Source organism: Gallaecimonas sp. GXIMD4217, from assembly GCF_038087665.1.
Lineage (GTDB): Bacteria > Pseudomonadota > Gammaproteobacteria > Enterobacterales > Gallaecimonadaceae > Gallaecimonas.
In genome coordinates this window covers 2,469,997-2,490,288 of record NZ_CP149925.1, presented here as the reverse complement: position 1 = coordinate 2,490,288, position 20,292 = coordinate 2,469,997, and the positions used below count along the sequence as shown (strand labels likewise).

Sequence of the window (20,292 nt, the reverse complement as noted above, 5' to 3'; positions counted from 1 at the left end):
GTATCACGGCGAAATGTCTTTCTAGGAAGATAGTTGGGGGTTGATGTGGCGTGGCTGATGTTGCTGTTGGCGGGATTGTTCGAGGTGGGCTTTGCAACGGCACTGAAGCTGTCCGACGGCTTCAGCAGGACGGGGCCCTCCCTGGCCTTTGTGGTGCTGAGCGCGGCCAGTTTCTTCTGCCTGACCAGGGCCATGGCCAGCGTGCCGATCGGGACCGCCTATGCGCTCTGGACCGGCATCGGCGCCCTGGGCACGGCGGTGGTGGGCATGATCTGGTTTGGCGACCCCGTCGGCGGCGCCCGGCTGTTTTTCCTGGGCCTGCTGCTCACCGCCCTGGTGGGCTTGAAGCTGGTGTCCTAGCGGGCCGCCTTCCTGGCTTCGGCCAGCCACTGATCGAAGCGGGCGCGGTGGGCGCGGATCCAGGCGTCCACATGGCCGGCGATATCGGCCTTGTTCCGCTCGCCCCGGCGCATGCGCAGGTTCTGGGCGCTGATGTCGTTGGCGGACAGGTACATGAGCGAAAACAGCCTGGCCGCGGCCGGGTTGGCGTCGGTGAAGGCCTTGTTGGCGATGATGCGCTGGTCGTTGGGCTGGAAGCCGTAGTTGCTGCCGTCGGGCAGGCTGGTGTCCACGTCGGCGCGGGCGCCGGGCAGGGACGAAAAGGGGACCTGCAGCCAGATCACGTCCTTGCCGGGTACCATCAGCCCGGCGATCCAGTAGGGGGTCCAGGTATAGTAGAGCACCGGCTCGCCCTTGCGGAACCGGGCCAGGGTATCGGCAATGAGGGCCGAGTAGTCGCCGCTGTGGTGGGTGACGGTGTCGGTCAGGCCGTAGGCCTGCAGCTGGTGGTTGATGACCCTGGCGCAGCCCCAGCCGGGATTGCAGCCGGTGAGATCGGCCTTGCCGTCGCCGTCCCGGTCGAACAACTTGGCCAGGGCCGGATCCTTGAGCTGGTCGAGGCGGCTGATGCCGTGCTTCTTGGCGGTCCTGCGGTCGATCAGGTAGCCCTGCATGGCCTCGGGGGAATAGGTGCCCTGGCGGTAGATCAGTCGCCCCTTGGGATCGGCCTTGAGCAGGAAGTCGGTATGGAGGGGATCCCAGTGATTGGCCATGAAGGTGGCCTCGCCGCTGGCGATGGCCTGGTGGGCACTGGCGTATTCCATTTCCCTGACCGGCGCCACCTCGTAACCCAGCTCCTCCAGGGCGCGCACCACCAGCAGGGTCTGGAAGCGTTCTTCGGCAATGGAGCTCTGCAGCGGCTGTACCTTGATGCCCTGACCCGGCTGGGGGACGGCCTTGGCCGGGAGCAGCAGGGTGAACAGCAGGCAAAACAGGGTGAGCCTCATAGAACCTCCGGGAAGAATGGCTTTGTTATCAGAAAGTTAATTCTAGTGTCCCGGCCAGTTCATTGCCAATCAAAACAAAAGCGGCTCCCCAGGGAGCCGCTTTTTCGTCAGGGCTGGATGCCGCCCCTGACCAGGTTGAAGTTGTGGTACCAGGTGATGAAGTCTTCCCCCTCGATGGGGGTGGAGACCGCAAAGCCCTGGACCTGCTCGCAGCGTTCGTTGCGCAGGAAGTTGAGCTGATCCAGGCTCTCCACGCCCACGGCGCTGGTGCGGATGCCGAGCTCCTTGCCCAGCTTGATGATGGCCCTGACCAGGGTGTCGGCGTCCCTGTCCTTGGTGAGCTTGGCGACGTAGTGCCGGTCGATCTTCAGGGTATCGATGGGCAGCTTGGTCAGGTTGTTCAGGGCGCCGTTGACGCTGCCGAACTCGTCTATGGTCAGGCGTATGCCCAGCTTCTTCAGATCCAGCAGCTGCTGGGTGTAGCGCTGGCCGTCGGCATAGATGGCCGATTCGTTGAGCTCCAGCTCCAGGGTGAACTGATCCGGGCCGCCCAGCTCGTCGACGATCACCTTGAGCCTGTCGTAGAGATCGCCATGGCGCAGCTGCGCCGGCGACACGTTCAGGGACAGGTTGATGTTGAAGATGCCGTAGTCCTGCCAGCGCTCCAGCTGGGCCTTGAGCATGTCCAGCACATGGTTGCCGACCTCGTTGATCAGCCCCACGCTCTCGGCGATGTAGATGAACTCCTGGGGCTGCAGTTCACCGTGCACCGGGTGGTTCCAGCGCAGCAGGGTCTCGACGCCGATCAGCTTGTTGCCGTAGGCACTGACCACGGGCTGGAAGCGCAGCGCGAACTGGTTGTCTTCCAGGGCCCGGCCCAGATCCTTGCCCAGCTCCCGGGTCTTGCGGACCATGACGTCGATCTTGTCGTCATAGAAACGGATTTCCCCGCCTTCCTTCTTGATGTTGTGCAGGGCCAGCTCGGCGTTGTTGAACAGGGGAGGCCCCTCTTCGGCATCCTCCGGGTAGACGGCGATGCCGGTGCGGAAGTTGAGGCGGATCTTCTGGTCGTCGAGCAGGAAGGGGCTTTCGAACAGGGCACTGACCTTGGTCAGCACCTGGGCCATGGCCGCCTTGTCCTGCAGGTGGGAAGCGACCACGGCAAAGCGGTCGCCCTCCAGGCGGGCCACCATGTCGGTCTCGCGGACGCCGGAGCCGAGCCGCTCGGCCACGACCCTGAGCAGGCGGTCGCCGAGCTGCAGGCCGTAGTCGTCGTTGATCTGCTGGAAGTTACAGAGGTCGATGAGCATCAGGCCCAGCGGCATCTTGGTGCGCTTGGCGATGAGGATCTGCTCCTCCAGGTGGCTGAGCAGGGCATCGCGGTTGGCCACCTGGGGCAGTTCCCAAAACTCGCCGACCACGGCCTGGGGCTGTTCCCAGAACTCGCCGACCACGGCCAGCAGGCGCTCGCCGCTGGCGAGCGGGCGCTGCCTGATCAGCACCGGCTGCCCGTCCAGCTGCTGCTGGTACTGATGTGCCTGGCCCGAGTCCAGCAACTGCCGGCGCTGTTCCGCCAGCGCCTGGCCCCAGGGCTGGCTGAACAGCTGATCATGGCCCAGGCCGATAAGCGCCTGGCGCTCCCGGCCGAGCAGGGCGGCGAAGGCCTGGTTGCAGGCCAGCAGGGCGCCTTCGGGGCTCTGGATGAAAATGGGGTGGCTGAGCAGATCCAGGACGCAGTGGCCGTCATCGACCAGGGGACGGACGCTGAGCAGGCTCCCCTCACCGCCGGGCAGGGCGGTGGCATGGACCTGAACCAGGCCGGCGCCGGGCAGTTGGTCCTGCCATTGGCCGGGCAGGCGCTGGCGCCAATCGGCGCTTAGCTCGGACTGGGACCAGAAGGTATCGGGGGCGCCATCAAACAGCTTGGCAAAGGCCGGGTTCCAACCGACCAGTTGTGCATCCTTGTCCAGCCAGCCCAGGGGGCAGTGCAGGTGCTGGAGCAGGCTTTCCGTACTCAAATCCGCCACGGGATCCCTCAATCTTCTTCTTATTACGCGTGTGTGGTGCTTCTTATGTAATGTAGCTCCATCGGGCCCTGAGGAAAAAGGCCTGCTCAAAAAGAACAGGCCTTCATATGCTTACAGGCTCTCGATGGTGGCCAGCTGCTCGCGCAGCTTGGCCAGGGTCGCCTGGTATTCGTCCAGTTTGGCCCTTTCCTTGGCGATGACGGCTTCGGGCGCCTTGGCCACGAAGCTGTCGTTGCTCAGCTTGCCTTCGACCCGCTTGAGCTCGCCTTCGGTCTTGTCGAGCTGCTTCTGGATCCGCGCCAGCTCGGCGTCCTTGTCGATGAGGCCGGCCATGGGGATACGCACTTCCATGTCGCCGATGAGCTGGGCCACGGAAGGCGGCACCGCCTCACCGTCGGCCATCACGGAGATGGACTCCAGCTTGGCCATGTTGAGCAGGAAGCTCTCGTTTTCGGCCAGGCGGCGCTGCTCGGTCTCGCCGGCAGCCACCAGCATCACCTCCAGGGGCTTGGAGGGGGCGATGTCCATCTCGGCGCGGATATTGCGGATGGCAACGATGAAGCGCTTCACCCACTCCAGATCGGCCATGGCGGTGGCATCTACCCGGGCGGCATCGAACTCGGGGAAGGGCTGGAGCATGATGGTATCGGCGTCGATACCGGCCAGCACCTTGACCCGCTGCCAGATGGTTTCGGTGATAAAGGGGGTGATGGGGTGCATCAGGCGCAGCAGGGCTTCCAGCACCGTCACCAGGGTGTGGCGGGTACCGCGCTGCTGGGCCTCTGTGCCCTTGAACAGCACCGGCTTGGTCAGTTCGAGGTACCAGTCGCAGAACTGGTTCCAGGTGAACTCGTAGAGGATGGAGGAGGCGATGTCGAAGCGGTAGCTGTCCATGGCCTGGCGGAAGGCCTGCACCGTCTCCTGGAACTGGCCGAGGATCCAGCGGTCGGCCAGGCTCAGCTCCAGCTCGCCGCCGCCAAAGCCGCAGTCCTGCTCCTCGGTGTTCATCAGCACGTAGCGGCTGGCGTTCCACAGCTTGTTGCAGAAGTTGCGGTAGCCTTCCAGGCGCTGCATGTCCCAGTTGATGTCGCGGCCGGTGCTGGCCAGGGCGGCCAGGGTGAAGCGCAGGGCATCGGTGCCGTGGGCGCTGATGCCGTCCGGGAACTGCTTCCTGGTGCGCTTGCCTATCTTCTCGGCCAGCTGGGGCTGCATCATGTTGCCGGTGCGTTTGTCGAGCAGCTCGTCCAGGGCGATGCCGTCGATCATGTCCAGGGGGTCTATGACGTTGCCCTTGGACTTGGACATCTTCTGGCCTTCCTCGTCGCGGATGAGGCCGGTGACGTAGACGGTCTTGAAGGGCACCTGGGGCTTGCCGTCCTCGTCCTTGATGAAGTGCATGGTCATCATGATCATGCGCGCCACCCAGAAGAAGATGATGTCGAAGCCGGTCACCAGCACGTCGGTGGGGTGGAAGGTCTTCAGGGCCTCGGTGTTTTCCGGCCAGCCCAGGGTGGAGAAGGTCCACAGGGCCGAGCTGAACCAGGTGTCCAGCACGTCGTCGTCCTGGCGCAGCACCACCTCGTCGCCAAGGTTGTGCTCGGCGCGCACGGCGGCTTCGTCGCGGCCCACGTAGACCTTGCCGGCTTCGTCGTACCAGGCCGGGATGCGGTGGCCCCACCACAGCTGGCGGGAGATACACCAGTCCTGGATGTCGCGCATCCAGGAGAAGTACATGTTCTCGTACTGCTTGGGCACGAACTGGATGTCGCCGTTCTCCACCGCCTCGATGGCGGTCTTGGCCATGGGCGCCACCCGCACGTACCACTGGTCGGTGAGCATGGGCTCGATGACCACGCCGCCGCGGTCGCCGTAGGGCACCATCAGGCTGTGTTCCTTGATCTCCTCCAGGAGGCCCAGCGCCTGGAAGTCGGCGACGATGGCCTTGCGGGCCTCGAAGCGGTCCAGGCCCTGGTAGGCGGCCGGCAGCTCGGTGCCGTAGGCATCGGAAGGCTCGCCCTTGGTGGTGAAGACCTCGGCGGCGTCGCGGATGGCGGCGTCGAAGGTCAGCACGTTGATCATGGGCAGGTTGTGGCGCTTGCCCACTTCGTAGTCGTTGAAGTCGTGGGCCGGGGTGATCTTCACGCAGCCGGTGCCCTTTTCCATGTCGGCGTGTTCGTCACCGACGATGGGGATGCGGCGGCCCACCAGGGGCAGTTCGATGAACTTGCCGATCAGGTCCTTATAGCGGGGGTCTTCCGGGTTCACGGCCACGCCGGTATCGCCGAGCATGGTTTCGGGGCGGGTGGTGGCCACCACCAGGTGGTCCTTGCCGTCGGCGGTCCTGGCGCCGTCCGCCAGGGGGTAGCGCAGGTGCCACATGTGGCCCTTCTTCTCCTTGTTCTCGACCTCGAGATCGGAGATGGCGGTGTGCAGCTTGGGATCCCAGTTGACCAGGCGCTTGCCGCGGTAGATGAGGTCGTCCTCGTAGAGGCGCACGAAGACTTCCTTGACGGCGTTGGACAGGCCCTCGTCCATGGTGAAACGCTCACGGTCCCAGTCCACGGAGTTGCCCAGGCGTCGCATCTGGCGGGTGATGGTGCCGCCGGACTCGCCCTTCCATTCCCAGACCTTGTCGATGAAGGCGTCGCGGCCCAGCTCCTGGCGGCTGGGGCCGTTCTCGGCGGCCAGCTTGCGTTCCACCACCATCTGGGTGGCGATGCCGGCATGGTCGGTGCCCACCTGCCAGAGGGTGTTCTTGCCCTGCATGCGCTGGTAGCGGGTGAGGGCATCCATGATGGTCTGCTGGAAGGCATGGCCCATGTGCAGGCTGCCGGTGACGTTCGGCGGCGGGATCATGATGCAGTAGCTGTCTGCGCTGGTGTCACCGCTGGGCTTGAAGTAGCCCTTCTCTTCCCAGGCCTGGTAGAGGGCCTGTTCAATGGCATTGGGGTTGTAAGTCTTGTCCATGCTTGCTCGAAAACTTATCTGTGGGTTTGCGCCAAAACGTCAGGCAGAGGCGCCGTGGCGGGCTGGATGCCCTGCTGGCGATACTGGACAAAGCGCTGCCGGGCAGCCTGCTTGCCGCTGTCGTCCTCTGGGACCGCCTCGAAAATATCCTGACAGTGTACCGCAACTTGGGGTACGGAATCATGCAGATTGATGAGGGCCGGCCGGCCCCGCACCGGGCCGGAGCCCTCCCAGGCGATCAGCACCGGGGCGCCGCTCCTGGGGCCTTCCCCGGCCAGGTTATGGGGCACGAAATCGTCCGGGGCCAATGTCCAGAGCGCCTCGTCCACCGCCTCGGCCTGGGCCTGGGTGGCGCAGTAGACCAGGCAGGGCTTTTGCTGCTGGTAGCAGTGCTTGGCGAGCCGGGCGGCGAAGTCGGTGAGGGAGCTGTCCCCCAGCAGGCAGAAGGTGACCTGTTGCATAGGGCCTCAAAGGTAAAAAAGGGCAGTGGAAACTGCCCTTTGGTTCATCAGTCTTCCGGCTTCTCGCCGGCCCGGTTCAGCAGGAACTGGGTCAGCAGCGGCACCGGGCGGCCGGTGGAGCCCTTGTCCTTGCCGCTCGTCCAGGCGGTGCCGGCGATGTCCAGGTGCGCCCAGTTGTACTTCTTGGTGAAGCGGCTCAGGAAGGCCGCCGCCGTGATGGTACCGGCCGGGCGGCCGCCCAGGTTGGTCATGTCGGCGAAGGGGCTCTCCAGCATCTCCTGGTACTCGTCGAACAGCGGCAGGCGCCAGGCCTTGTCGCCGGACTGGTCGGCGGCGTTGAGCAGCTCGTGGGCCAGGGGATTGTGGGTGGACAGCAGGCCGGAGGCCACCTTGCCCAGGGCGATGACGCAGGCGCCGGTGAGGGTGGCGGTGTCGATGACGCACTCGGGCTCGAAACGCTCCACATAGGTCAGGGCGTCGCACAGCACCAGGCGGCCTTCGGCGTCGGTGTTGAGCACTTCCACGGTCTGGCCGGACATGGTGGTGAGGATGTCGCCGGGGCGGTAGGCCTTGCCGTCGGGCATGTTTTCACAGCCGGCCAGGATGGCGATGACGTTCAGGGGCAGCTCCAGCTGGGCCAGGGCGGTCATGGTGCCGAACACGCCGGCGGCGCCGCCCATGTCGTACTTCATCTCGTCCATGCCCTCGCCGGGCTTGAGGGAGATGCCGCCGGAGTCGAAGGTCAGGCCCTTGCCCACCAGCACTATGGGCTTGGCGTCCGGGTCCGGGTTACCGCGGTAGTGCATGACCGTCATCAGGGATTCGTTGTCGGAGCCGCGACCCACCGCCAGGTAGGAATGCATGCCCAGCTCGTCCATCTGCTTCTCGCCGATGACCTCGACGCTGAGCTTGTCGTGCTGCTCGGCCAGTTCTGTGGCGATCTTGGCCAGGTAGGCGGGGTTGCAGATGTTGGGGGGCAGGTTGGCCACGTCGCGGGTGGCGGCCATGCCGGCGGACACGGCCAGGCCGTGGCGGATGGCTTTTTCGCCCAGGCCCAGCTCGCGGCGGGTCGGGACGTTGAAGGTGATCTTGCGCAGCGGCCGGCGCGGCTCTTCCTTCTTGGTCTTGAGCTGGTTGAAGGAATAGAGGCCGGCCTGGGTGGCTTCCACCGCCTGGCGCACCTTCCAGTAGGTGTCGCGGCCCTTGACGTGCAGCTCGGTCAGGAAGCAGACCGCCTCCATGGAGCCGGTGTCGTTGAGGGTGGCGATGGTCTTCTGGATGATCTGGCGGTACTGGCGCTCGTCCAGCTCCCGCTCCTTGCCGCAGCCCACCAGCAGCACCCGCTCGGAAAGCACGCCCGGCACATGGTGCAGCAGCAGTACCTGGCCGGCCTTGCCTTCCAGATCGCCGCGGCGCAGCAGATTGGAGATATAGCCGTCACTGATCTTGTCCAGTTGCTCGGCGACGGGGGAAAGGCGGCGAGGCTCGTAGACACCGACTACGATACAGGCGCTACGCTGTTTTTCCGGACTTCCGCTTTTAACGCTGAATTCCATGTGCTCTCCTTGAGGTCCTAAAGACAAAGCTGGCAGATTTATGGATAATGCTGTGCGGCAAGGCCCTTATGGGTCAGGGACTTCAGGCGGGACCTGAGGTGACGGGCAGGGCCTTATCACGCCGTCTGCCGACCCGATTAAAACCGGTTAAAATTGTAAAAACAAGTGCTTCAGCCTTTATTTCGTTCGATTTTAGCAAAACTGCAAATTTCTGCTTAAGGGCGCCGTTTTGATCATACTTCGCTACCTCTTTCTCGAGGCGATGAAATCCACGCTGGCCGTGGCCGGGGTGCTGATGGCCATCTTCATGAGCCGGGAGTTCGTGTCGGTGCTCTCCGACGCCGCCGAGGGCGACATTCCCGGCACCCTGGTGGCCACCGTCATAGGCCTGCACATGCCGGCGCTGCTGGCGCTGATCCTGCCCCTGGCGCTCTTCATCGGGGTGCTGCTGGCTCATGGCCGCATGTACGCCGAGCACGAGATGACGGTGCTGCACTCCTGCGGCGTCTCCGAGTGGTACGTGGCCAGGGTGACCCTGGTGCTGGGGCTGGTGTTTGCCCTGCTGGGCGCCGGCATCAGCCTGGTGGCCGGGCCCTGGGCGCTGGAGAAGGAATACCAGCTCATCGAAAAGGCCCAGGCCTCCAGCGGCCTGGCTACCCTGCAGGAAGGGCGCTTCCAGCGCACCGCCAACGGCAAGGCGGTGGTGTTCATCGAGGACATCAGCCGCGACGGCGGCGAGCTGGACAGCGTCTTCGTGGCCCAGCTGTCCGACGGCGACGGCAAGTCCTCGGTGCTGATGGCGGCCGCCGGCCGGGTCGAGGACGGCCAGGGCGACAGCCAGCGGCTGGTGCTGGAGGAAGGCAACCGCTATGAAGGCAAGGCCGGGCAACCGCAACTGCAGGAGCTGGCCTTTTCCAGCTACAGCCTGGCCATAGGCGAGCAGGAGGTGCAGAAGCGCCGCCGCAAGCTGGCGGCCCTGCCGCTGGCCGAGCTGCTGCAGGACGACTCCCCGGACGCCCGGGCCGAGATCCAGTGGCGCCTGGCGCTGCCGCTGTCCATTCCGCTTTTGATCCTCATCGCCGTGCCCATGGCCCAGGTCAGCCCCCGCCAGGGCAAGTTCGCCAAGCTGATGCCGGCCCTGGGCCTGTACATGGGCTACTTCCTGCTGCTGCTGGCCGGCCGCCGCGCCCTGGAGGACGGCAAGCTGCCCATGGAGCTGGGGCTATGGTGGATCCACGCCAGCGCCCTGGTGATCGGCGTGGCGCTGATCATCAAGGGCCGCAGCACCGGCACCAGGCTGATGGGCTGGATGCGGAGGCGCCCATGATGAGTATCATCGATCTCTATATCGGCCGGATGATCCTGGCCACCACCACCTTGAGCCTGTCGGTGCTGGTGGGCCTGTCGGGACTGATCAAGTTCGTGGAGCAGCTGCGCTACGTGGGCCGGGGCAGCTTCGACACTTCGGATGCGGCCATGTTCGTGCTCTTTTCCATCCCCAGGGACATTGAGATGTTCTTCCCCATGGGGGTGCTGCTGGGCGGCCTGATTGGCCTCGGCATGCTGGCCAGCAATTCCGAGCTGACGGTGATGCAGGCCTCCGGCCTGTCCAGGTTCAACATCATCGCCTCGGCCATGAAGACGGTGCTGCTGCTGATGCTGGTGGTCACCGCCCTGGGCGAGTTCGTGGCCCCGGCCGCCGAGCGCCACGCCAGGGAGATGCGCAGCCAGGCCCTGTCCGGCGGCTCGCTGCTGCGGGACGCCAACGGCCTCTGGGCCAGGGACGGGGATCGCTTCGTGCACATCCAGCAGCTGCTGGAGGCGGATCAACTCGGCGACGTCACCCTCTACGAGTTCAAGGATCGCAAGCTGACCTTGATGCTCCATGCCGAAAGGGCCACCTGGCAGGATGAGGGCTGGCACCTGGAAGAGGTGAAGGAGACCCGCATCGACGCCGGCGGCACCAGCACCACCAGCAGGGCCAGCGCCGTGATGGGCTCCGAGCTGACCCCGGACAAGCTGGGGGTGGTCACCGTCAAGCCCGAGGCGCTGTCGCTGCAGGGCCTGCTCCAGTACCTGGACTACCTGGAGAACAACCGCCAGGATGCCTCCCGCTACTGGCTGGCCTTCTGGCGCAAGCTGCTGTCGCCGCTGACCTTGGCGGTGATGCTGCTGGTGGCCTGCTCCTTCGTGTTCGGGCCGCTGCGTTCGGTGACCATGGGGGCGCGGGTACTGCTTGGCGTGATCACCGGCTTTGGCTTCTTCCTGTCGTCGGAGATCTTCGGGCCCATCAGCCTGGTCTACGAGGTGCCGCCTGTGCTGGGCGCCTCCCTGCCCAGCCTGCTGTTCATCGGCCTGTCGGTGTGGCTGCTCAGGCGCCAGGCCTGACCAAGAAAAAAGGCGCCCTTGGGCGCCTTTTTACCTTTCCTTGAGCTTGTTGGCTTCCTTGCTGAGCACCACCGTCTCGCAGTCGGCCAGCCAGTCCTGCAGGGCCAGTTTGTTGCGCCAGTTGAACAGGATGGCCAGGCTGCCCAGGCCGCCCAGGGCGGTGAGGCAGCGCACCACCCCCTGCAGGGTGGAAATGGTGGTGCCGTCGGCGTTCTGCACCTTGAGCCGCCAGGCCTTCATGCCCAGGGTCTGGCCGCCCTTCTTCCAGGACAGCACGAAATAGAAGGCCACCCAGAACAGGTTCCAGGCGTAGATCAGCCTGGTGTAGAAGGGCGAGGCCTGCTGCAGGTCGATGGCGTGCTCGAAGCCCTGGTCGGGGAGCAGGCCCTGGGCGAACAGCAGCGCAAAGAGGCCAAAGGAAACGGCGCCGGCCACCATGTAGATGGCGGCCGCCACCAGGTAGTCGTAGACCAGGGACGCCAGGCGCCGGAACAGGCCGGCGCGGGGCCAATGTTGTTCGCTATTCATGCAGTTCTCCAAGGGCTCAAGCCGGGGCAGTTTAGCAGAATTGCGCCGCCCGCAAATGGTTGCACCAAAGGGCTTTTTACGTATAATGCCCAGCACCTGCCTGGGTGGCGAAATTGGTAGACGCAGCGGATTCAAAATCCGCCGGGGTCAAACCCGTGTCGGTTCGAGTCCGACCCTAGGCACCAGATTTTAAAGACAAAAATGCCGCCCCTTTGGGCGGCGTTTTTCGTTTCAGAACATTTTCAGAAGATCAGGTCCCTTATTGATGAAAAGGCTCCCAATGGGAGCCTTTTTCGTTTTCGGGGCCTTAGAAACTGAACTGGTGGGAGATGGTAAAGGCGACCCTGTTGCGGTCCTGGGCCAGGGGCTCTATGGTGGCCTGCTGGTAGCTGAGCTCCAGGTCGAAGCCGGCCAGCTCGGCAAAGAGGCCCAGGCGCCAGTTGCCGTATTTTTCCGTTTCCGCCTTCATGCCCGGGAAGGGGCCTTCCAGGCTGGTTCTGGTGTAGCCGACCCCGGCCATGCCGCTCAGCCAGCTGTTGATGCCCCAGAGCTGGTCGCTGCGGATCTGCAGGTTGCCGGGCTGGCCCTGGCCGCGGCTGACGTTGAGCCGACTGTCGCTGGGCAGCAGGGCCAGGAACAGGCTGCCGGCCCCTTGCCGATTGGGCACGGCGAAGTCGCCGTAGGGAGCTGATGGCTGTTGCTGCTGAACCTGCCAGTCGGACGCATCGGGCAGCCTGTCCGGCGCCTCTTCTGTGGTGGCCATGGCACTGGCCAGCAGGGCAAAATAGCAGCTTAGCCCCAGGTGCAAGCATCTTTTCATGGTTTTCTCCTGGGCAGAAGGTCATAGAGGCCATGACCTAAACTTAAGCATAGCCCGATGGGGCAGGAGGGGGCGGTTAAATGATGAGGATCCTGGCAAGTTTTCTGCTGGTGCTGTGCCTGCCCCTGCCTGCCGCCACCCTCTACCTGGCGTCGTTGGAATGGCCGCCCTATGCGAGCAACGATCTGGCCGAGCAGGGCCAGGTGATCAGGGTGACACGCCAGGCCCTGGCGGCCATGGGCCATGAACTGCAGGTGGATTTCTTTCCCTGGCAGCGGGCCGTGGCGCTGGTGGACGGCCAGTCCCGTTACCTGGGCTACCTGCCGGAGTATGCCTCGGCACAGGTGGCGGCTCGCTACCAGTTATCCGATCCCATAGGCTCCGGGCCCCTGGCCCTGGCCTATCGCAAGGACGACCCCATCCCATGGCGCCATGTCCAGGAGCTGCAGCGCTACCGGATCGGGGTGGTGCGGGACTATGTGAACACCGAGGCCTTCGACCTGGCGGTGGCGGCCGGCAAGCAGCGCGTGGATCTGGCCGATTCCGACCGCCAGAACATCATGAAGCTGGTCCATGGGCGGGTGCGGGCCATCGTCATCGACCCCAGGGTGCTGGACCATTGGCTGGACAGGGATCCCCTGCTACAGCCTTACCGGGACCAACTGGCGGTGAGCCCCAGGCTGCTGGACGACAAGTCCCTCTATGTGGCCTTCAGGAACAGCGAGGAGGGGCGGCACTGGCAGCGGATCCTCAATGAAGGCCTGAGGCGGCTGGGCAACTAGGCCTTTTGCCTGGCCTGGGCGCTGGCCAGATATTCTTCCACCTCGGCGATGGACTGGCGTAGCTGCGCCTTGAGGGCCAGCACATCGTCTTCGGTCATGAAGAAGGCGGTATCGACGTCGTGACGGACATAACGGGGTGGGTGCCGGTTCAGCACCAGGCAGCAGAGGTCGGCCTGCTCGTCTTGGGGGACCCGCAGCGGATAGTCGTCCAGCACCTGGGTCAGCAGGGTTTCCATATAGTTGTGGATGTCGGCGTCCAGCTTCATGGGCGGTCTCCTTTTTCACCCCTACTAGCCTAGTCCAAGGCGATGGCGTAAGCTCCGCCTGCGTTGCTGCGAGGTAAAAGATGAAACTCTGTTTTGTGCTGGTCCGGCCGGCCCGTCCCGAAAACGTGGGGGCTGCCGCCCGGGCCCTGAAGACCATGGGCTATGACGATCTGCGGGTGGTGGGCTCAGATGCCCATCGCCAGGATGAGGCGGCCTGGGTGGCCCACGGCGCCCGGGAGCTGCTGGCGGGCCAGTCCTTCGACAGCCTGGAGGCGGCGCTGGCGGACTGCGATCTGGCCGTGGCCACCACCGCCAGGGCCAGGGGCGATCAGATCCCCTGCCACAGTCCCGAGCAGCTCAGGGGTAGGCTGGCGGATCTGGCCCAGGTGGCGGAGCGCACTGCCATCGTCTTTGGCTGCGAGGAATCCGGTCTGTCCAACGCCGAGCTGGCCCAGTGTCAGCTGCGCTCCTATATCCCCCTGGCCCAGCCCCAACCGTCCCTGAACCTGGCCCAGGCGGTGATGCTGTATGCCTATGCGTTGTCGGTGGACAGCCGCGACGCCAGCCTGACCCCGCCCGCCGAGGCGGCCAGGGGCGGCGAGCTGGCGGCGGCCCGCCAGCAGCTGGGGCTGCTGCTCGAGCAGGCCGGGGTCGACACGGACGAAACCCCGGCCCAGTGGGCCATCCAGCAACTCAACCAGGCCGGCAGCCGCGATCTGCGGCTGTTCCTGTTCCTGGCCAACAAGCTGTTGAAGCCGCCCGCCTAGCGGGCCGTCATCAGCGCCAGCAGGCGCTGGCTCAGCTCGGTGTTGTCCATGACCTTGCCCAGGGTCTCGGCGCCGGGACCAAAGGCGTAGACGGGCACGTCTATGGCGGTGTGGCCTGAGGTGGTCCAGCCGGTCAGGCTGCGCTTGTCGATAAGGGTCTTGATGGCCCTGGCCAGGGCATCGGGGCCGTCGTCCCTGGCGTCGAGTACGGCTTCGGCCTCTTCCCTGGAGGGGGCGAAACCGAGGATCCCGCCCAGGCGGGCCCGGGGCTCGTCGGCGGCCAACAGCAGCTTGGCGGCCCGGCGCGGCGAATGGGGGATCTGGCGCAGGAAGTCGGCCCGCCACTGGTACTTGCCGTCGGCGCCCAGGGTCAGGCCGCCGGTGCCGTGGTCGGCGGTGACCACCACCAAGGTGTCCTGGTTCTCCCTGGCGTAATCCCTGGCCCAGCGGATGGCGGCGGCGAAGTCGGCCATCTCGTGCAGGGCGGTGACGATGTCGTTGTCGTGGCCGGCCCAGTCTATCTGGCTGCCTTCCACCAGCAGGAAGAAGCCCTTGGGGTTGTCGTCCAGCAGGGTGACGGCCTTGGCGGTCATGGCGGCCAGGCGCGGTCCCTTCTGGTCGTCTATGGCACTGGGCAGGGCAACGTCACCGAACAGGCCCAGCAGTGGCAGCCGGTCGGCCTTTCCCAGGCTCTCGGCGCTGTCCACGAAGCCGTAGCCCAGGGCCATGAACTCGGCCACCAGATCCCGGTCTTCCCGCTTGAAGAACTTCAGGCCACCGCCCAGCAGCAGGTCGGCCTTGGGCTTGCCGTTGATGCGCTCATCCAGGTAGGCGTCGGCGATGGCGTCGTAATTGCGGCGGCTTTCGTTGTGGGCCATGAAGGCGGCCGGGGTGGCATGGTTGACCTGGGAGGTCACCGCCAGGCCGGTGCTCAGGCCGCGCTGCTTGGCCAGCTCCAGCAGGGTGGCCAGGGGTTGTTTCTGGCGATCCACGGCGATGGCGCCATTGTAGCTCTTATGACCGGTGGCCAGGGCCGTGGCCGCGGCGGCGGAGTCGGTCACTATGGTGTCCGGCTCATCCGGGTAGGTGGTGGCCATGCCCACCAGCATCTCGTCGAAGACGGTGTTCTCCACCCTGGGGGTGGCGGGGTCGTCGGCGAAATAGCGGTAGGCGGCGGGGTAGGCGGGGCCCATGCCGTCGCCAATCATGAAGATGATGTTCTTGGGGGCCTGGGCGGCCTGGAGCTGGGCGCTCAGGCACAGCGCGGCCAGCAGGCTCAGGGAACGCAACATGGTCTGTCCTTGCAATATGCTGTGGTTGCCAGTCTATCAATCCCGATGGCCGTCGCCAAAGCGCAGCTGCTCGGGATAGGGAAAGAGATCGGCCATGTGCCCGTGCGCGGCGTCCTGCTGGGCCTGGCGCCAGAAGGCGGGAGTGAACAGCTCGGGATGCTGCCGTAGCAGGACCCGGGCCGCCTCCGGGCGGGCGCAGAGGAAGTGGCGGAACTCCTCGGGGAAGACGTCGCCCGGGGCCACCGCGAACCAGGGTTCGGCACCCTGCTGCTGGGGATCGCCGGTGCCTTTGGGCAGCTCCCGAAAGCGCACCTCGTCCAGGGGGCAGAGCTCGTCGTAGTCGTAGAAGATCACCCGGCCATGGCGGGTCACCCCGAAGTTCTTGTAGAGCATGTCGCCGGGGAAGAGGCCGGCGGCGGCGATGTCCTTGAGGGCCTGGCCGTAGTCGGCCAGGGCGGCCTCCCGCTGTGGCATGTCGGCTTCCTGCAGCAGCAGGTTCAGGGGCCACATGCGCCGCTCGGTGAAGCAATGCCTGAGCACCAGGGTATCGCCTTCCACGGCCACCCGTTGGGAGCAGCTGCTCAACAGCTCGTCCAGCACCGCCTGGTCGACCCTGGCCAGGGGCAGGCGCAGATCCACGAACTCCTGGGTGTCGGCCATGCGCCCGACCCTGTCGTGGCGCTGGACCAGCCGGTAGCGCTCCACCACCTGTTCGTGGCTGATGGACTTGGTGTGGGGGAAGCTGTCGCGGATCACCTTGAACACCTTGTCATGCCGCTCCAGCATGAACACCGCCATCACCATGCCCCGAATGCCCGGCGCCGGCACGAAGCGGCTCTGGCCGGCCCTGAGGGCGGTGACCAGCTCGCTGTACTGCATGGTCTTGGCCTGCTTGTAATGGCCCAGGGCGGCATAGAGCTCGGACAGGGGCTTCTGGGGCACCAGGCTGGCCAAAAAGCGCACCAGCTCGGCCGGGCAGGGGCTCTGCACCAGGAAGTCGGAGCGGGCGAAGCCGAACAGGATGGACAGGTGCTCGCGCTTGAGCAGCAGGGCGTCGGCGCGGAGCCGGCCCTGCTCGGTGCGCACCAGGGCCAGGGCGAAGGGCACCAGGCCGCTGTCCAGGTTGATGCGGCCGATGAGGTAGAGGCCCTTGTTGCGCAGGAAGGGCTGGGCCAGCAGATCCAGGTGCAGCGGGTAGTCGCTTTGTTCCAGCAGCGGCAGCAGCTGGCGCCTCAGGCTGCGGGCGATGCGGCGGATGTCGCCCCTGGCATCGGCCAGGGGCAGCGGCAGCCCGGCGTCGTCCAGGAGCCGGGCTATCAGGTGGCTGAGCTTGCCGCTCAGGCCGTAGCGGCGGTAGGGCTGGGTGCCGGTGATGGGCTGATGCAGCAGCTCCTGGCCAAAGGGGACCCAGTCGCAGTGGGGGCGGCAGCGGGCATAGAGGGAATTGAAGAAGGTCAGCGCCAGCTCCCGGGTCGGGTGCGCCGCCAGCCGGGTTTGGTAGTCCCTGGCCAGCTGTGGCCAGTCGAGATCGGCCGGGATGGCCTGGCTGAGCGCCTGCACCTGGGCGTCGTGACAGTCGAAGCGCTGGCGGCAAAGGGCCTGCAGGCCGGCCCAGTCACCCTCGGCGAAGGCCCGGTAGGCCTGCTCGGTCAGGGCATTGAAGCGTCGCCAGTGGCTTTCGAAGGCCGATGTTATTGTTATCGTGGTCGACATCTCTCCTCCTTTGCCTCCAGCATGCCTGAAGGTGGCGCCCCTTGCACCTGCTGGCCGGCTCGGGCAGCATTAGCGGCCGGCAAACAGGCCCAGAAGGATGCCCATGACGACAGCCCCCCAATCCTGGTCAGATGTACTGGGAGCAGAAAAGCAGAAGCCCTACTTCCAGGATGTGCTGGCCAGGGTCCAGCAGGCCAGGGACCAGGGCCAGACCATCTACCCGCCGGCCGAGGCCGTCTTCAACGCCTTCAAGTACACCGACTTCGACCGGGTCAAGGTGGTGATCCTGGGCCAGGATCCCTATCACGGCCCGGATCAGGCCCATGGCCTGTGTTTCTCGGTGCAGCCCGGCATCAAGGTGCCGCCGTCACTGCAGAACATGTTCAAGGAGCTGGCCCAGGACATTCCCGGCTTCCAGCTGCCCGAGCACGGCTGCCTGACCGACTGGGCCAAGCAGGGGGTGCTGCTGCTCAATGCGGTGCTGACGGTGGCGGCGGGCCAGGCCCATGCCCATGCCGGCTGGGGCTGGGAAACCTTTACCGATGCCGTGGTGGCGGCCCTCAATGAGCATCGGGAAGGGCTGGTGTTCCTGCTCTGGGGCAGCCATGCCCAGAAGAAGGGCCGTATCATCGACCGCAACCGCCACCATGTGCTGACCGCGCCCCATCCGTCGCCGCTGTCGGCGCACCGGGGCTTCTTCGGTTGCCGCCATTTCTCCCAGGCCAACGCCCTGCTGATGCGCCAGGGCCAGGGCCCCATCGACTGGCAGATCTGAATCGACCTTTAGCAAGGGACCGGCTGGCTGACTATGATCACTGGGTAAGCCCTGTTTCGGAGTTAGCCATGCTGGATCTTCTGCGTCGCGATCACAGTAATATCAGGCGCCTGCTGGCGGTGCTGGATGCCAAGGCGGCCGCCCTGCGGGCCGAGCAGGTGGTCAGGTTCGATCTGGTTCGCGATATCCTGGATTACCTCTACCACTACGCCGATCAGGTCCACCATGCCGAGGAGGAGCTGTTGCTGGACGCCGTGGGGGAAAAGTTCGCCGATCCATCCCTGGGCGACGAGATCCGCAAGCAGCACAAGGCGCTTTCCGAGGATACCGGCAGCCTGCGGCAACTGGTGGACATGGTGATGATGGACGCCGTGGTGCCCAAGGACGAGGTGCTGGCGGCGCTGGAAAACTATGTGGCCCACCAGCGCGAGCACATGCGTTTCGAGGAAGGTGAACTGTTCCCGGCCCTGGAGCAGGCCATGGAAAGCCAGGACTGGGATAGCTTCGGCCAGCGGCTGAAGGAGAAGACCGAGAAGGATCCCCTGTTCGGCATCGAGGTCAAGGCCAGCTACCAGGCCCTGTGGTCGCGGCTGAACGAGGAAAGCGAAGACTGAAAAGCCCGGCGAGAGCCGGGCTTTTTCTTAGAATTCCAGTTCCTCGAGCCGGTAGTCATGGCTCCAGTCGATGTCTTCCAGCTCCTTCTTGAGGCGGAACCGCTCCTTGATCGCCTCAATCTCGCGCCAGCGGCGTTTCTTGTTACGGCCCCTCGTTTCGCGCTTATCCCCACTGAGGGCACCCTGCATATCCTGCACCTGGTCCATGGAACCTCCTATGCTCTTGGTGTTGTTTTCACCGAAATAGATACCATGCAGTGCTGGAAATTAAAACAACTTTGTTACAGGCATGTTGCGACAGAACAAAAAAGGGCGCCCCAGGGCGCCCTTTTTACTGGCCGTTGCCGTCATTTGCTCTGGCGGAAGCGGGCCACCAGCTCGTTGGTGGAGCCGTCCAGATCCAGCTTGGCATCCCTGGCCTTGAGCTTGTCCAGGATCCCCTGGCCCAGCACCTTGCCAAGCTCCACGCCCCACTGATCGAAGGAGTTGAGATCCCAGAGCACACCCTGGACGAAGGTACGGTGCTCGTACAGGGCCACCAGGGCGCCCAGGGTTTCGGGGGTGAGCTTTTCCATCAGCAGGGTGTTGGAGGGCCTGTTGCCGGCCATGACCTTGTGGGGGGCCAGGAAGGCTACCTGCTGCTGGTCCAGGCCCTGGGCCTTCAGCTCGGCCTCGGCCTCGGCCAGGGTCTTGCCCTGCATCAGCGCCTGGCTCTGGGCGAAGCAGTTGGCGGCCAGCATGGCGTGGTGATCGCCAAGGGGGTTGTGGCTCTTCAGCGGCAGTATGAAGTCCGCCGGCACCAGCAGCTGGCCCTGGTGCAGCAGCTGGTGGAAGGCGTGCTGGCCGTTGGTGCCCTCGGAGCCCCAGATCACCGGGCCCGTGGCGTAGTCCACCGTCTCGCCGCCGCGGGTGCAGCTCTTGCCGTTGGATTCCATGTCCAGCTGCTGCACATAGGCCGGGAAGGCGCGCAGGTAGTGGTCATAGGGCAGCAGCACATGGGACTGGGCGCCGTGGATATTGGTGTACCAGACGCCCAGCAGGGCCATCAGGACCGGCATGTTTTCGGCCAGGGGCGCGCTGGCGAAGTGGCTGTCCATGGCCCTGGCGCCGGCCAGCAGGCCCTGGAAATGCTCCATGCCGATGGCCAGGGCGATGGGCAGGCCGATGGCGGACCACATGGAGTAGCGGCCGCCGACCCAGTCCCACATGGGGAAGCAGTTCTCGGCCTTGATGCCGAAGGCCTCGGCCTTGGGAATATTGGCGGTGACGGCCACGAAGTGCTTGGCCAGATCGGCGAAGCCGGCGCCGGCCCGCTCCAGCCAGGCCCGGGCGCTGAGGCTGTTGCTCAGGGTCTCCTGGGTGGTGAAGGACTTGGAGGCGGTCACGAACAGGGTGGTTTCGGGATCCAGCCCCTTGAGCTTGTCGCTGATGGCGGTGCCGTCCACGTTGGCCACGAAATGCACCCGCACCTTGTGTTGCCAATAGGGCTTGAGGGCCTCGGTCATCACCTTGGGGCCCAGGAAGGAGCCGCCGATGCCGATGCTGACCACGTCGGTGATGGCCTTGCCGGTGAAGCCGGTCCAGCGGCCTTCAAGGACCTCGGCCACGAAGGCGCCCATGCGGGCCAGGGTGGCGTTGACCTCGGCCAGCACCGGCGTGCCGTCGACGCTGACGTTGGCATCGGCACTGCCGCGCAGGGCGGTGTGCAGCACGGCCCGGCCCTCGGTGTGGTTGATGGGCTCGCCGCCGAGCAGGGCCTGGATCCTGGCCGGCAGTTCGGCCTGGTCGGCCAGCTGGCAGAGCAGGGACAGGATCTCGTCGTCCACCCAGTTCTTGGAGTAGTCCAGGTACAGGCCGGCCGCTTCCACCGACAGGCGGCGGCCCCGGCCGGGATCCTGTTCGAACAGGGTGCGCAGGGGCGGCAGGCTGTCCTTGCGGGCCTCGAGGGCGGCGTAACCGGGCAGGCGGGTCAGTGCTGTCATCTTGTCTT

The 20,292-nt window shown here is 65.3% G+C and carries 19 protein-coding genes and 1 tRNA gene; 8 read left to right on the top strand and 12 right to left on the bottom strand.

The features are described from left to right. Positions 1 to 45: 45 nt before the first annotated feature. Positions 46 to 360, top strand: coding sequence for a multidrug efflux SMR transporter (locus WDB71_RS12180; RefSeq protein WP_341501856.1), 315 nt, complete (start codon positions 46 to 48; stop codon positions 358 to 360). Here the strand turns inward: WDB71_RS12180 and proX are convergent. The 5 genes from proX to pepA form a co-directional block, all read right to left on the bottom strand. Then, positions 357 to 1,346, bottom strand: coding sequence for a glycine betaine/L-proline ABC transporter substrate-binding protein ProX (proX, locus tag WDB71_RS12175; RefSeq protein ID WP_341501855.1), 990 nt, complete (start codon positions 1,344 to 1,346; stop codon positions 357 to 359). The genes WDB71_RS12180 and proX overlap by 4 nt on opposite strands. 107 nt (positions 1,347 to 1,453) lie before the next feature. Continuing rightward, positions 1,454 to 3,364, bottom strand: coding sequence for an EAL domain-containing protein (locus tag WDB71_RS12170; protein ID WP_341501854.1), 1,911 nt, complete (start codon positions 3,362 to 3,364; stop codon positions 1,454 to 1,456). A gap of 120 nt (positions 3,365 to 3,484) precedes the next feature. Beyond that, positions 3,485 to 6,340, bottom strand: coding sequence for a valine--tRNA ligase (locus WDB71_RS12165; protein WP_341501853.1), 2,856 nt, complete (start codon positions 6,338 to 6,340; stop codon positions 3,485 to 3,487). A 14-nt stretch (positions 6,341 to 6,354) separates the two neighbouring features. After that, positions 6,355 to 6,801: a DNA polymerase III subunit chi gene (locus WDB71_RS12160; RefSeq protein ID WP_341501852.1), complete on the bottom strand. Its 447-nt coding sequence runs from the start codon at positions 6,799 to 6,801 to the stop codon at positions 6,355 to 6,357. A 47-nt stretch (positions 6,802 to 6,848) separates the two neighbouring features. Then, positions 6,849 to 8,357 carry a leucyl aminopeptidase gene (pepA, locus tag WDB71_RS12155; RefSeq protein WP_341501851.1) on the bottom strand — a complete coding sequence of 503 codons (1,509 nt, stop codon included), beginning with the start codon at positions 8,355 to 8,357 and terminating at the stop codon, positions 6,849 to 6,851. A gap of 262 nt (positions 8,358 to 8,619) precedes the next feature. Between pepA and lptF the strand changes: the two genes are divergently transcribed. After that, a complete protein-coding gene (gene lptF / locus WDB71_RS12150; RefSeq protein WP_341501850.1) occupies positions 8,620 to 9,684 on the top strand; it encodes an LPS export ABC transporter permease LptF in 1,065 nt (354 codons plus the stop codon). Then, a complete protein-coding gene (gene lptG / locus WDB71_RS12145; RefSeq protein WP_341501849.1) occupies positions 9,681 to 10,745 on the top strand; it encodes an LPS export ABC transporter permease LptG in 1,065 nt (354 codons plus the stop codon). Before lptF ends, lptG begins: the two co-directional genes overlap by 4 nt. A gap of 30 nt (positions 10,746 to 10,775) precedes the next feature. Here lptG and WDB71_RS12140 read toward each other — a convergent pair whose 3' ends face one another. Further along, positions 10,776 to 11,273 carry an RDD family protein gene (locus WDB71_RS12140; protein ID WP_341501848.1) on the bottom strand — a complete coding sequence of 166 codons (498 nt, stop codon included), beginning with the start codon at positions 11,271 to 11,273 and terminating at the stop codon, positions 10,776 to 10,778. Positions 11,274 to 11,371: 98 nt separating this feature from the next. Here WDB71_RS12140 and WDB71_RS12135 point away from each other — a divergent pair. Continuing rightward, positions 11,372 to 11,458 (top strand) — tRNA-Leu (locus WDB71_RS12135). A 122-nt stretch (positions 11,459 to 11,580) separates the two neighbouring features. Here WDB71_RS12135 and WDB71_RS12130 read toward each other — a convergent pair. Further along, complete coding sequence (locus WDB71_RS12130) at positions 11,581 to 12,093, bottom strand: hypothetical protein (protein ID WP_341501847.1); 513 nt, start codon at positions 12,091 to 12,093, stop codon at positions 11,581 to 11,583. A gap of 80 nt (positions 12,094 to 12,173) precedes the next feature. Here WDB71_RS12130 and WDB71_RS12125 point away from each other — a divergent pair, with 80 nt between their 5' ends. Next, positions 12,174 to 12,875 carry a transporter substrate-binding domain-containing protein gene (locus WDB71_RS12125; RefSeq protein WP_341501846.1) on the top strand — a complete coding sequence of 234 codons (702 nt, stop codon included), beginning with the start codon at positions 12,174 to 12,176 and terminating at the stop codon, positions 12,873 to 12,875. Here the strand turns inward: WDB71_RS12125 and WDB71_RS12120 are convergent. Beyond that, positions 12,872 to 13,141, bottom strand: a complete 270-nt coding sequence (locus WDB71_RS12120) for a late competence development ComFB family protein (protein ID WP_341501845.1) — start codon at positions 13,139 to 13,141, stop codon at positions 12,872 to 12,874. The genes WDB71_RS12125 and WDB71_RS12120 overlap by 4 nt on opposite strands. Before the next feature lie 80 nt (positions 13,142 to 13,221). On the opposite strand from WDB71_RS12120, the gene WDB71_RS12115 reads away from it, so the two are divergent. Continuing rightward, positions 13,222 to 13,908 (top strand): tRNA/rRNA methyltransferase, encoded by a 687-nt coding sequence (locus WDB71_RS12115; RefSeq protein ID WP_341501844.1) that lies wholly within the window; start codon positions 13,222 to 13,224, stop codon positions 13,906 to 13,908. On the opposite strand, the gene WDB71_RS12110 is transcribed toward WDB71_RS12115, so the two are convergent. Together WDB71_RS12110 and aceK are read right to left on the bottom strand one after the other, a co-directional pair. Beyond that, positions 13,905 to 15,200: an alkaline phosphatase gene (locus tag WDB71_RS12110; protein ID WP_341501843.1), complete on the bottom strand. Its 1,296-nt coding sequence runs from the start codon at positions 15,198 to 15,200 to the stop codon at positions 13,905 to 13,907. The genes WDB71_RS12115 and WDB71_RS12110 overlap by 4 nt on opposite strands. A gap of 36 nt (positions 15,201 to 15,236) precedes the next feature. Continuing rightward, entirely contained in the window at positions 15,237 to 16,913 is a 1,677-nt protein-coding gene (aceK, locus tag WDB71_RS12105) for a bifunctional isocitrate dehydrogenase kinase/phosphatase (protein WP_341501842.1), read from the bottom strand. A 103-nt stretch (positions 16,914 to 17,016) separates the two neighbouring features. On the opposite strand from aceK, the gene ung reads away from it, so the two are divergent. Both ung and WDB71_RS12095 read left to right on the top strand, forming a co-directional pair. Then, positions 17,017 to 17,688, top strand: a complete 672-nt coding sequence (gene ung, locus WDB71_RS12100) for a uracil-DNA glycosylase (RefSeq protein WP_341501841.1) — start codon at positions 17,017 to 17,019, stop codon at positions 17,686 to 17,688. Positions 17,689 to 17,756: 68 nt separating this feature from the next. Then, the gene (locus tag WDB71_RS12095) at positions 17,757 to 18,302 is read left to right on the top strand and encodes a hemerythrin domain-containing protein (RefSeq protein WP_341501840.1); all 546 of its coding nucleotides are present in this window, start codon (positions 17,757 to 17,759) and stop codon (positions 18,300 to 18,302) included. 27 nt (positions 18,303 to 18,329) lie between these two features. Here WDB71_RS12095 and WDB71_RS12090 read toward each other — a convergent pair whose 3' ends face one another. Then, a complete protein-coding gene (locus tag WDB71_RS12090; protein ID WP_341501839.1) occupies positions 18,330 to 18,509 on the bottom strand; it encodes a DUF3545 family protein in 180 nt (59 codons plus the stop codon). Positions 18,510 to 18,649: 140 nt separating this feature from the next. Next, positions 18,650 to 20,284, bottom strand: a complete 1,635-nt coding sequence (gene pgi / locus WDB71_RS12085) for a glucose-6-phosphate isomerase (protein WP_341501838.1) — start codon at positions 20,282 to 20,284, stop codon at positions 18,650 to 18,652. Positions 20,285 to 20,292: the final 8 nt, after the last annotated feature.